The sequence below is a fragment of the Nocardiopsis synnemataformans genome, from assembly GCF_965343085.1.
Classification (GTDB): domain Bacteria; phylum Actinomycetota; class Actinomycetes; order Streptosporangiales; family Streptosporangiaceae; genus Nocardiopsis; species Nocardiopsis alborubida.
In genome coordinates this window covers 1-11,122 of the sequence record NZ_CBDRFA010000130.1, presented here as the reverse complement: position 1 = coordinate 11,122, position 11,122 = coordinate 1, and the positions used below count along the sequence as shown (strand labels likewise).

The window sequence follows — 11,122 nt, the reverse complement described above, 5'->3', positions numbered from 1 at the left end:
CGCGGCGGGGGCCTCCCGGAACGCCATGGAGCGGGCTTCCCGGACGGTCCAGGCGGGGGCTCCCCGGGCGGCCCGACCGGTGAGCGCGTGCGCGTCCTGGCCCTGGCCGCCCTCGCCGTGTGCGCGGTGGCGGGCGCCGTGGCGGGCGGGCTGTCCGACCGCGCGCAGGTGAGCGGCTACGACCTCGTGCGGTGCCTGCTCGTCGGGGCGGTCACCGGCACCGGGCTGGGCCTGGCCGCGTGGACGGCCGCCTGGTGGTCGCTGCGACCGCTGCGCCGGACGGCGCGCTGACGCACGCCGCGCGGTCCCGGCGACCGTCCGGGCGGCGCGGGACCGCGGTGGCGCGGAAACGGGCCCTCAGACCCCGTCCCCTCCGGCCCTGGCCGCCTCGGCGCCGGTCAGGTCCGGACCGAACACCGCGTGCACCTCCTCGGCGGTGAGCCCGTAGTGCTCCAGGCTGTACCGGTGGCCGCCCGGGTTCCTGCGCCGGTCCGCGCGCGTGTAGGCGAGCGTGCGGGCCCGGGTGTCGGGACCGAACTCCTCACCGAGGCCGCGCCAGACGCGTTCGGCCGCCCCGAGCGGGTCGGACGTCAGTTCGCCGTAGGGCAGGTCCAGGAAGCGCTCCGGGCCGTGCTCGCGGCGCACGCGGCGGGCACGCTCGGCGCCTCCCGCCCAGATCTCCAACCACTCGCGGCCGATCCAGTGCGGGTCCACGTCGCTGTTGTGGATGTGCATCGACGCCTCGGTCAGGCTGGCCCACGACGCCATGGCCCGCGCCGGGTCGCGGTCGGTCAGGACGATCACCGCGTCGGGGAAGACCTTCAGCAGGGCGTCCAGGTTGAACAGGTGCAGGGGCGACTTGAGCACCCAGCGGCGCGCGGGCCGCTTCCACTGCAACGCCTGGAACTGCTGTTTGAGGTAGGCGTAGTCCGGGGTGGCGTCGCGCCCCTCGACCCAGGCGCGGTAGTCGGGGGAGGCCGCGCGGACGTGGAAGAACATCCCGTGCGGCAGGAGGAAGACGCACTCCTCGGGTTCGAGCGGGTGCATGGGGTGGATGGTCTGGAACCCCGGTCCCATGGCGTCCATGCCCCGGACCAGCGTCCGCGCCAGGGCGAGGCGCTCGCGCCTGCTCACGGTGCGCTCCCCGGGCCTGCCCGTGTCGGGGACCGGGCTCAGCATCTCCCAGAGCCGCGGGGCGCGGGCCCGGACGTGCTGGGCCAGGAGCCCGTGGCCGAACGTCGTGCCCGTCCTGGGCAGACCGGTGATGAACACCGGCCGCTCGACGGGCAGGGCGGCGATCTCCGGGTTGGCGTCGAGCAGGTGGAGCATGCGCAGGCGCGTCTCCAGCCGCCGCCGGACCTCGCTCCGCAGGCCGATCCGGCCGATCGGGGTGACGCCGGGCACCGCCTGCCAGGCGTCGTGGAGCACCCGCATGTCCGAGAGGAAGGGTTCGTCGGAGGGCCAGGGGAGCCCGCTGCGCGCGGAGGCCTCCCCCAGCATGGCGTCGAAGGCCCCCTCGGAGGCGCCCAGGCGTTCCTCGAAGGGTTTGAGCAGGGTGTTGACCGGGTTCAGCCACCGGGGGTGGTGCACGTTCACAAGCGCCCTCTCCTGTTGTGTCAGCCGCAGTTGGTGCCGTTGCGCAGGACCCACTCGTCGCCGACCACGCCGCCCCAGTCCACACAGTGGCCCGCCGCGTCGACGTAGACCGGGCCCGCGTACTCCGTCCAGTCACCCGGGTCGGTGTCCCACGATGTGGAGTCGCTGCGCTTGAGGGCCGCGTCCATGTTGACGGCGCTGCCAGGGTCGGACCGCACCACGACGACGCAGTTGCGGCCGTTGGAGTTGTTGTAGGTGAGGAAGACGGTGCCCCCGCTGACGGAGGCCTCGTTGACCACCTCGTACCCGCTCCCGCACTGGCCCCCGTAGGAGGCGGCGGTGGCGGGCACGGGGGTGGTCACCGCCACGGCCAGGGCCAGGCTCGCCACGGCGGCGGCCCTGCGCACGAGGGTCTTCGGCATGTCTCTCCCGTGTCTCATGTTCCGGCTCCTACCAGGGCGGGGTGCCCGTGCCGCTGGTGCTGTGCTGCTCCACCAGGCGGGTGATGGTGACGGTGCCGTCGTCGTCGGTGGTGTAGGTGACCTCGGCGGTGATGGTGCGGCTGCCCTGGTTGACGTAGCCGGTCAGGGCCGAGGGGCTGGAGGGCACCGAGCCGGCGCCGCCGTCGCCGACCGATCCGCCCTGGCTCTGGCAGAAGCTCCACGCGCACACCACGGTGGCGCCGTCGAGCACGGCGTACCGCCCCGAGCCGCCGGAGGGCTGGAAGGCCACGACGTGCTCGCCCGAGGGGCGCGATCCGCTCGCGCCCACCCCGGCGCCCACCGTGGCCGTCGTGGTGGTGGACCCGCCGCCGGAGCCCTCCTCGTCCTCCTCGCTCGCGGACGCCTCCTCGGAGGGTTCCTCGGACGGGTCGTCGGAGGGCGAGGCGCTCTCCTGCGGTTCCTGGCCCACCGGCCCCGGACGCCGCCGCTCCTCCGCGGTCTGCTGCGCCTCGGCCGCGTCGGCGGGCTCGTCCCCGAACCAGGCGGCCATGGGCAGGGAGTCCCAGTTACCGGCCAGGGCCACGCCGCCGAAACCCAGCCCCGCGAGCAGGACCAGGGCGCCCAGGGTGGCGCCGACCACGGCCAGCACCCTGCCCGAACCACCGGAACTCCGGTCGGGGGCCACCGCGAACTCGCGCTCGGGGGCGGCCTGCACGCCCTGCCAGGTGTGGTCGACCACGGCGGCCATGACGCCGCCCGCCGCCGCGGCGGAGTCCACGGGGGCGTAGGAGCGCCCCGGGTTGCCCGCGGCGACCACGCCGCTGACCAGCTCCAGCGCGGTCGGCCGCTCGGACGCCTCCTTGCTGAGCGCGCGGGCGGCCAGGTCGGCCAGCGGGCCGTTGAAGCCCTCGGTGTCCGGTTCGCCGCTGATCACCCGGTGGGCGACGGCGGCCGGGTCGCCGGTGCCGAACGGCGGGCGCCCGGTGGCCGCGTAGGCGACCAGCGCGCCCCAGGCGAAGATGTCGTCGGCGGTGCTGGGGGGCGCGCCCCGGTAGTGGTCCGGGCTGATCCAGCCGGGCGATCCCAGCACGGACCCGGTGCGGGTCAGCGCGGTCTGGTCGATCGCGCGGGCCACGCCGAAGTCCAGGACGCGGGGACCCTCCGGCGACAGCACGATGTTGGCGGGCTTGAGGTCGCGGTGGGCGATGCCGACCTCGTGGATCTGGGCGAGCGCCTCGGCCACCCCGGCGGCCAGGCCGAGCAGCAGCTGCTCGCCCAGCGGGCCGTTCTTGCGCATGTAGGCGCTGAGCGTCATGCCCCGCACCAGCGGGGTGACCAGCCAGGGCCGCTCGGCCTCGGTGTCGGCGGCCAGCAGCGGAACGGCGCAGGCGCCGCCCACCCTGCGCAGGAGTTCCACCTCGCGGGCGAAGCGGGCCCGGAACTCCGGGTCGGCGGAGTACTCGGGGTGGATGAGCTTGACCGCGACCAGGGCGCCGCCCTGGTCGTGGGCCGCGTACACGACGCCCATGCCTCCGGAGCCCAGGCGCCGGAGCGGCCGGTAGGGGCCGATGCGCGCGGGGTCGGTGGAGGTCAGGTCGGTCGCGGTCGCGGGGAGAGTGACGGCTGAGGGGTGCGTACTCACTGCTGTCTGCTCACAGGTCTCGTTCGGGGCGGAGTGGGGGAGCACGGGGCCCTCCCCCGGAGAGGGGGAGAAGGGGGAGAAAGGGGCACACTCATGGATATCACCGGTTCTGTTCCGGCCGCCCCGGGCGGGGCGGCCGACGGCGGTCACGGCAGCGGCACCCTCACCTGCTGGATGCGGCCGTCGCCCAGGTGCAGGTAGGCGGTGCCGGGGGTGAGTCGGGGGCTGGACACGCCCTTGGGCAGGCGCATGCCCAGTACCTCGCCGTCGCTCTGGGCCTGCGGGGAGAGCAGGGCGCCCACGCGGTTGCGCTTGAGGTGGACGTGCCACCCGTTGAAGCCGCCCTGGAGGGCCTCGTTGGTGCCCGCCGCGACGATGCCCCACCCCGCGCCGACCATGCCGCGGGCGATACGGGTGAACTCCTTGCCGAGATCGCTCTGGAGGAGGAGTTCGGCGTCGTCGATCACGACCACGGCGGTCTCGCCCTGGAACCGGCCGAGCGCCTCGTGCAGCTGGGAGAGCTTGGGCTCGGCCGCGTCCAGGACCCCCTGGACGCCCGGCTGGTGGCGCAGGTCGGCCAGGCGCGAGGAGCGCGGGGTGACCAGCAGGAGCTCGGTGCCGCCCTCCAGCAGCGACCTGGCCATCGTGGTGAGCATGCTGGAACGCCCGGACTGGGGAGGTCCGCTCACCAGGAACGTCGGAACGCGGGACAGGTCGGCGCTGACCGCGGTCAGCTCGTTGCCGCCCACACCCAGCAGCGCGTGCAGCGGACGCGGGGCCCCGGGGCGGTAGCCGGCCATGTCGGCGTAGGCGAGCTGGTCGGGCAGGACGTCCACCCGGAACGGGCGCGGTCCGGTGCCCTCCTGCGGGCGCCGGGACACGAAGTCGGCGATGCGGCCCAGTTCGGCGCCCTGCGCCGCGCCCTGCGGGTTGCGGTTGAGCAGGGCGAGCTGGACCTCCATGGCGTCCCCGGCACGGAAGGCCCGGCCGTCGGGGATCTCCTCGGGCAGCGAGCGGGCGTTGAGCCCGGCGGCGCTGTAGTCGCCGTTGTCGTTGCAGCGCAGCACCAGCAGCTCCTCGGTGGTGGAGGAGTACTTGGTGCGGGTCAGGAGGCGGTCGCCGGTCGCCACGACGTGCACGCCCACGCCCGCCCCGTCGCGCATGAGGGTGGTGACGTCCTCCACCAGGGCGCCGTAGTTGTACTCGCCGAAGGCCTGCTCGAAGGCGTCCACGCGGTCGATGAACAGCACCACGTGGGCGGGGCGCTCGTCCGGCGGCAGCTTGGCGCGCAGTTCCTCCAGGTCGGCGCAGCCGTGCGAGGCGAGCAGCTTCTGGCGCCGGTCCAGCTCCTCGCCGAGCATGCCCAGCAGGCGCACGACCCGCTCCCCCTGTGTGCGCTGGGCCACCGCGCCGCAGTGCGGGAGCCGCTCCATCGGCAGCAGGGCGCCGTTACCGCAGTCCAGGCCGTACATGTGCACGTCGCCGGGGTGGTGGGCCAGGGCCAGGGAGGCGGCGATGGTGCGCAGCGCCTGGGACCGGCCGGTGCGGCCCGAGCCCATGACGTGCAGGTGTCCCGTCCTGGCCAGGTCGAACACGTACGGAAACTGGCGCTGCTGCGCGGGCACGTCGACCAGCCCCACCGGGGCGGGCTGGACCCGGCCGTGCACGGCCTGCGGAGAACGACCCCGCAGCAGCTCGGACAGGGTGAGCGCGGTGGGCAGCGCGGGCAGCCACGGGCTGGGCTGGCGGCGGGCGCCCGACCGCTCGGTGGCCTCCTTGACCGCGGATACCAGGACGGTCAGGTCGGTGACCTCCACGTCGCCGGTGTCGGCGGGGCCCTGGACGGCCGCGGGGGCGGGCAGCGCCAGGTCCGACCACTTCACGGCGTGCGCGACCGGGTCGGAGGCGTTGGCGGCGGCCACGACCCGGCGTCCGCCCACCCGGCCGGACTGGAACGGCAGCAGGGAGGCGTGCCCCAGGCGCACGTAGGCCCGGCCGGGGGTGTCGATGCCGATGTGCGCGGACTCGGCGGCGTCGATGACGTCGCGGCTCTCGGCCTCGTCGGTCATCCGCAGGGCGATGCGCAGGTTGGTGTTGGCGCGGATGTCGTTGGTGACCACGCCGCCGGGGCGCTGGGTGGCCAGAACCAGGTGGATGCCCAGGGAACGTCCCCGCTGGGCGATGTTGACCAGGCCCTTGACGAAGTCGGGCAGCTCGCGGGCCATGGACGCGAACTCGTCGATGACCAGCATCAGGCGGGGCATCTGCGGCATGCGCGGGTCGCGGTCCAGCAGTTCCAGGTAGTCCTCGATGTCCTTGGCCCCGGCCTTGGCGAGGATGTGCTCGCGCCGGTGCAGCTCGGCGCCCAGCGACACCAGGGCCCGGCCCACCAGGTGGGTGTCCAGGTCGGTGACCATGCCGACGGTGTGCGGCAGTTCCACGCAGTCCTTGAACGCGCTGCCGCCCTTGTAGTCGATCAGCACGAACGACATGGACTCGGGGCGGTTGACCGCCGCCAGGGAGGCCACGAGGGTCTGGAGCAGCTCGGACTTGCCCGAACCGGTGGTGCCGGCGATGAGGGCGTGCGGGCCGTCCCGGCGCACGTCCACCGAGAACGGGCCGTCCAGGCCAAGGCCGAGCGTGGCGACGGTGCTGCGCCCCCCGGAGGCCCAGTGGGCGGCGATGGCGTCGCCGTCGGGCGGCTCCAGGCCGATGACGTCGAGCAGGCGGGCGCTGCGCGGGAGCGAGCCGCCGCCCTCGCCGACGCTGCTGTCGCGCATGGGCGCCAGGGCGCGGCCCAGCCGGTCGGCCCAGGCCGCGGAAGGCACGTCGGGGCGCACGTCCTCGACGTTGTCGAAGGAGGTGCGGCGCAGGGGCTGATCCCGCCGCCCCGGTACCCGAAGCGCACCCCCGGTACCCGAAGCGCACCGCCGGTGCGGCGGCGCGAGCCGCCGGTCCCGGACACGCGGAGGGGGCGAAGCCCCGGAGGGACCGGCTCGCTCCCTCCGCCGTGATCCTGTACTTGCAGCGAGCCTGGACCGTCGAGCCTCGCTGAGACGCAGATCAGAACCCTTGCGTCACACCGGTAACGGTTCCGGCCAGCCCACTGTGGTTTTCGGCCAGCCCACTGTCCGCCCGGTTCCGCGCCAGCGAAGCGCCCCCGCGGGGACCGGTCAGCTGGCTTCGTCGCCCGGGGCCCCGGAACCCTCCGCGTCGGAGGGCTCACCGGACTCCCCCTCGGAGGGCTCGTCCGAGGGCGGACCGTAGACGAACCGCTGCCGGTCGTGCACGAGGATGGCGTGCCCGCTCTCGGTGACCGCCTCCACGTACGCCGGGAGCTCGTCCTCGACCACGTCCATCGTGACGGCGTCGAGCACCAGCTGCTGGTCCTGTCCGCCGCTGGCGCGGGAGTCACCGTAGACCAGGCCGTCGAAGGCGAAGGCCGGGGAGATCGATCCCGCCTCCGCCTCCAGGCCCCACAGGACCTCTCCCCCGGCCAGGTCGACCGCGACCACCGGCGCCTCACCGCTGGCCTGGGGCAGCAGGAGGGTTCCGGTGGCCTCGTCGTAGAGGCTGCCCGCGACCCCGTCGGGGTCGAAGGCCCCGGCGACCGGGTTCGTGCCCGGTTCCTCCAGGGTCCACAGCAGGTCACCGGTGTCGGGATCGTGCGCGGAGAGGGTCGAGGGCGCCTCGGGCTGGGCCCAGCGCAGCAGCAGGACCTCCTCGCCGTCGGCCTCGTCCTCCCCCGCGTCCTCCCCATCCTCCCCGTCCCCGGTGTCCTCGGACGCGGACTCACTCGGGGACTCGGTCCCGGAGCCCGATTCGGGAAGCGTGTAGAAGCCGATCACCTGCGGCGCGGGGGCAGGCGCGGAGGTGGGCAGGCCCAGGTCCCCGTCCTCGCCGTCGACCGTCCACAGCTCCTCGCCCGCGGTGTCGGCGCCGACGGAGCGGGCGTGCAGGACGGGGCCGCCGGTGGCGAGCAGGACCAGGTCTCCTCGAGCGGCGACCGGCACTCCCAGCGCTGGCTCCTCGGGTTCCCCTCCGGCCCCGGGCTCCTCCGTCCCCTCGTCGGACTCGGGTTCCCCGGACTCACCGGACCCGCCGTCGGATCCGGAGGTCCCTTCCTCCTCCTCGGGCTCGGCCGGGGCCTCGAACTCGTACTCCCACAGTTCGCCGCCCCCGCCGTCGAGCAGCGCGAACGCCCCGTGGGGCTCCTCGGCGGTCCATCCCCCGGGGCGGCGCACGGCGAGGCCGTCGAGGTAGGCGTCGCCCTCCCGCGCCGGTTCCCACAGCCGTTCGCCACGGGCGTCGAGAACGAACGGCAGGCCGTCGGCGTCCGCCATGAGCAGCACCCGCTCGCCGTCGCGGTCGGTGCCGAAGCCGTCGAAGCGCGCCGCGCCCTCCCACAGCGTCTCACCGGTGGCGGCGTCGTGCAGCAGGTGGCGGTCCTCGCTGCCGGAGCTGACGAGGAAGGCGTCGCCGACCGGGCTGATGCGCACGCCGAGGGGATCGGCGAAGATCTCGTGGACGTCGGCGGAGCCGCCGTGCAGGTAGCGCAGCATCTCGCCCTCGATCCCGGGCGGCGCCTCCCCCCCGAACGCGGTGGGGACGGGGGCGGGCTCCTCCTCGGGAGGGGGCGCGGAGGGTTCCGGATCACCGGTGCACGCGGTGGCCAGCAGCACCGCGAGTCCACAGGTGAGGGCCCGGGGCACCCGTGAGCGGCGCATGGACGGTTTCTCCCCACGAACGATGACGTTTACGGCAAATCCTAAGCCGCGCCGCGGCGGGCGGACACGGGGGGAGCGAGTCGTTACAGCCATGGGACGTGGCGCGGGCTCAGGGCTCCACCTCGACGACCGTGGTCCCCCGCACCTCGAACTCCGCCCTCCCGCCGGTCAGCTCGGCCAGGCGGACCCCGAATCCGGGCAGGTCGGCCTCGGGCAGGGCCACCTCGATACGGACCCGGTCGGCGTAGGCGACGTCGCGCACGGTCAGGGAGGAGTCGCGCAGGTCGCTCTCCAGGCGCCCGCCGAGCACGTAGTCGGCGAACACGTCCACGACGAGGAGTTCGCGGCGCTCCAGGACCCCGAGCGCGTCCACGGCGGCGGACACCGCGTTGCCGTAGGCGCGGATCAGCCCGCCCGCGCCGAGCTTGACGCCGCCGAAGTAGCGGGTGACCACGGCGACGGTGTCGGTGAGCTCCCGGCGCCGCAGCACCTCCAGCATGGGCAGCCCCGCGGTCCCGGAGGGCTCGCCGTCGTCGCTGGAGCGCTGGGCTCCGCCCTGGTCGCCGAGGACGTAGGCGGTGCAGTTGTGGTTGGCGCCCCAGTGCTCCCTGCGGCGCTCCGCGATGAAGGCGCGGGCGGCGTCCTCGGTGTCCGCCCTGGCCAACGCACAGAGGAAGCGGGATCTGCGGATCTCCAGCTCGTACTCGCCGTCGCGTCTGATCGTTCGCATGTCGCCTGTTCGGCAGGGGTCGTGGTCGTCCACCAGTGTCCCACTGCGCGCGGTGCCGGGTCGCGCCGACAATGGGGGCATGGACGACTCCTCGATCGACGCCGCGCAGGCCCTCGCCGACCCCGTGCGCCGGAGGCTGTACGAGTACGTGGCGGCGGCGCACGGCGAGGTCAGCCGGGGACAGGCCGCGGACGCCCTCGGCATCCAGCGCACCCTGGCCGCGCACCACCTGGACCGGCTGGCCGACGCGGGCCTGCTGGAGGTGGCCCGCCGCAAGGTGAGCGGCCGCGAGGGGCCGGGGTCGGGACGCCCGGCCAAGCTGTACCGGCGTGCGGACCGGGACCTGTCGCTGCACCTGCCGCCGAGGGACTACGAGCTGGCCGCGCACGTGCTGGCGGAGGCGGTGGAGCGGCACGGGGCCGAGGAGGCCCTGTACGCCGCCGCCCGCGAGGAGGGCCGCCGGATCGGGGCGGGGCACCGGGAGGAGGCGCTGGCGGACCTGCTGCGCGCCCGGGGCTACGAGCCCGAGGAGGGGGCCGCCCGCGCCTCCGGGGACGGATCCGGGCCGGAGGGGGCCGCGGAGGAGGACGACGATGTGCGGCTGCGCAACTGCCCCTTCCACACCCTGGCGCACGCCTTCCCCCCGCTCGCCTGCGGGCTCAACCTGGAGCTGCTGCGCGGCCTGCTGGAGGGGCGCGGCGAGGACGGTGGGAGGGCTCGGATGGACGCCCGTCCGGGCCGGTGCTGCGTGGTGTTTTCCAAAAATAATGAGCGTTGACATAGAAGCCCCGCCGTGGTGTGCTGTGTCCCGTGAACGAGACCTCCCCCTCCGGGTACCACCTGGCACAGATCAACGTCGGCGTCCTCAAGGCCCCCCTCGACGCCCCCTCCATGGCGGGCTTCGCCTCCCGCATCGACCCGATCAACGCGCTGGCCGACAGCGCCCCCGGATTCGTGTGGCGGCTGGTCGAGGAGGGCAGGGAGGACGCCACCGGCATGCGGCCCTTCGGCGACGGGCTCCTGATCAACTACTCCGTCTGGCAGGACGTGGAGTCGCTGTGGAACTTCACCTACCGCAGTGAGCACCTGGAACTGCTGCGCGGCCGCCGGAAGTGGTTCGAGCACCTGCGGGAGGCGTACCTGGTCCTGTGGTGGGTTCCCAGCGGTACGATCCCCACTGTCGAGGAGGCCGGAAGGCGTCTGGACCTGTTGCGCGCCGACGGCCCCACCCCCGAGGCCTTCACCCTCAGGACGCCCTTCCCTCCCCCGGCAGATCGCGTTCCGCACGCCTAGTTATCCTTTGGGTACATTGGGTAGTCTTGTGGGCGACCGTTGAGAGCAACCGGGAGTTCCGTCATGCGCATCACACCGTTCGCCGTCGGCTTGGCCCTGACCGCGACCCTCGCCGCCGGATGCGCGCAGTCCGATCCCGCCGAGAGCGACGGCGCGGCCTCCCCGGAATCCCCTCAGACCGCGCCCACCGCCTCCCCGAGCGTGACCGCGTCGACCTTCCTGCCGCCCGGCGAGGGCACGGGCGCCATCACCTACGACGAGACCGCCGTGCCCGAGGGCGCCACCTCCGACGTGCAGGTACGCGTCCAGGACGGGCGGACCCACGTGCAGTTCACCGGCACCAGCCTGGAGGGGGACCGCGACTTCGGCGCCCACGTGCACACCCAGCCCTGCGGTGAGGACCCGGCGGACGCGGGCCCCCACTACCAGAACGAGACCGACCCGGCCGCCACCGAGGACGAGCCCTCCAGCGACCCCGCCTACGCCAACCCCGAGAACGAGGTCTGGCTGGACTTCACCACCGACGAGGACGGCAACGCCCGCGCGACCAGCACGGTGGACTGGGAGTTCCGCGAGGGCGAGGCCCGGTCGCTGGTGCTGCACGAGCACCACACCCACACCGGTGAGGGCGAGGCGGGCACCGCGGGCGACCGCCTGGCCTGCGTCAGCGTGGACTTCTGACGGACCGGTC

Annotated in this window: 9 protein-coding genes and 1 pseudogene; 4 read left to right on the top strand and 6 right to left on the bottom strand. The window is 74.2% G+C overall.

Features of this window, described 5'->3' with window-relative positions:
* A pseudogene (locus ACSIH6_RS38390) lies at nt 1-291 on the top strand (DUF4184 family protein); the annotation flags it as partial.
* Nucleotides 292-357: 66 nt separating this feature from the next.
* On the opposite strand, the gene ACSIH6_RS38385 reads toward ACSIH6_RS38390, so the two are convergent.
* The 6 genes from ACSIH6_RS38385 to ACSIH6_RS38360 form a co-directional block, all read right to left on the bottom strand.
* A complete protein-coding gene (locus ACSIH6_RS38385) occupies nt 358-1,596 on the bottom strand; it encodes a sulfotransferase family protein (protein ID WP_435113630.1) in 1,239 nt (412 codons plus the stop codon).
* Nucleotides 1,597-1,616: 20 nt separating this feature from the next.
* Complete coding sequence (locus ACSIH6_RS38380; protein WP_435113628.1) at nt 1,617-2,018, bottom strand: spore-associated protein A; 402 nt, start codon at nt 2,016-2,018, stop codon at nt 1,617-1,619.
* Between the two features lie 28 nt (nt 2,019-2,046).
* A complete protein-coding gene (locus ACSIH6_RS38375; RefSeq protein ID WP_435113632.1) occupies nt 2,047-3,681 on the bottom strand; it encodes a serine/threonine-protein kinase in 1,635 nt (544 codons plus the stop codon).
* 146 nt (nt 3,682-3,827) lie between these two features.
* Nucleotides 3,828-6,521, bottom strand: a complete 2,694-nt coding sequence (locus ACSIH6_RS38370) for an FtsK/SpoIIIE domain-containing protein (RefSeq protein WP_435113626.1) — start codon at nt 6,519-6,521, stop codon at nt 3,828-3,830.
* A 333-nt stretch (nt 6,522-6,854) separates the two neighbouring features.
* Nucleotides 6,855-8,408: an outer membrane protein assembly factor BamB family protein gene (locus ACSIH6_RS38365; RefSeq protein ID WP_435113623.1), complete on the bottom strand. Its 1,554-nt coding sequence runs from the start codon at nt 8,406-8,408 to the stop codon at nt 6,855-6,857.
* Nucleotides 8,409-8,517: 109 nt separating this feature from the next.
* The gene (locus ACSIH6_RS38360; RefSeq protein WP_435113621.1) at nt 8,518-9,138 is read right to left on the bottom strand and encodes a YigZ family protein; all 621 of its coding nucleotides are present in this window, start codon (nt 9,136-9,138) and stop codon (nt 8,518-8,520) included.
* Between the two features lie 79 nt (nt 9,139-9,217).
* Between ACSIH6_RS38360 and ACSIH6_RS38355 the strand changes: the two genes are divergently transcribed.
* The 3 genes from ACSIH6_RS38355 (at nt 9,218) to ACSIH6_RS38345 (ending at nt 11,112) form a co-directional block, all read left to right on the top strand.
* The gene (locus ACSIH6_RS38355; RefSeq protein WP_435113619.1) at nt 9,218-9,916 is read left to right on the top strand and encodes a helix-turn-helix transcriptional regulator; all 699 of its coding nucleotides are present in this window, start codon (nt 9,218-9,220) and stop codon (nt 9,914-9,916) included.
* Nucleotides 9,917-9,936: 20 nt separating this feature from the next.
* Nucleotides 9,937-10,431 (top strand): DUF3291 domain-containing protein, encoded by a 495-nt coding sequence (locus ACSIH6_RS38350; RefSeq protein WP_435113617.1) that lies wholly within the window; start codon nt 9,937-9,939, stop codon nt 10,429-10,431.
* Between the two features lie 63 nt (nt 10,432-10,494).
* Nucleotides 10,495-11,112, top strand: coding sequence for a superoxide dismutase family protein (locus ACSIH6_RS38345; protein WP_435113615.1), 618 nt, complete (start codon nt 10,495-10,497; stop codon nt 11,110-11,112).
* Nucleotides 11,113-11,122: the final 10 nt, after the last annotated feature.

Excerpts from the sequence above, each read along its gene's own strand:
- ACSIH6_RS38380 (WP_435113628.1), bottom strand. The coding sequence starts at position 2,018 with ATGCCGAAGACCCTCGTGCGCAGGGCCGCCGCCGTGGCGAGCCTGGCC.
- ACSIH6_RS38345 (WP_435113615.1), top strand. The coding sequence starts at position 10,495 with ATGCGCATCACACCGTTCGCCGTCGGCTTGGCCCTGACCGCGACCCTC.
- ACSIH6_RS38360 (WP_435113621.1), bottom strand. The coding sequence starts at position 9,138 with ATGCGAACGATCAGACGCGACGGCGAGTACGAGCTGGAGATCCGCAGA.
- ACSIH6_RS38355 (WP_435113619.1), top strand. The coding sequence starts at position 9,218 with ATGGACGACTCCTCGATCGACGCCGCGCAGGCCCTCGCCGACCCCGTG.
- ACSIH6_RS38365 (WP_435113623.1), bottom strand. The coding sequence starts at position 8,408 with ATGCGCCGCTCACGGGTGCCCCGGGCCCTCACCTGTGGACTCGCGGTG.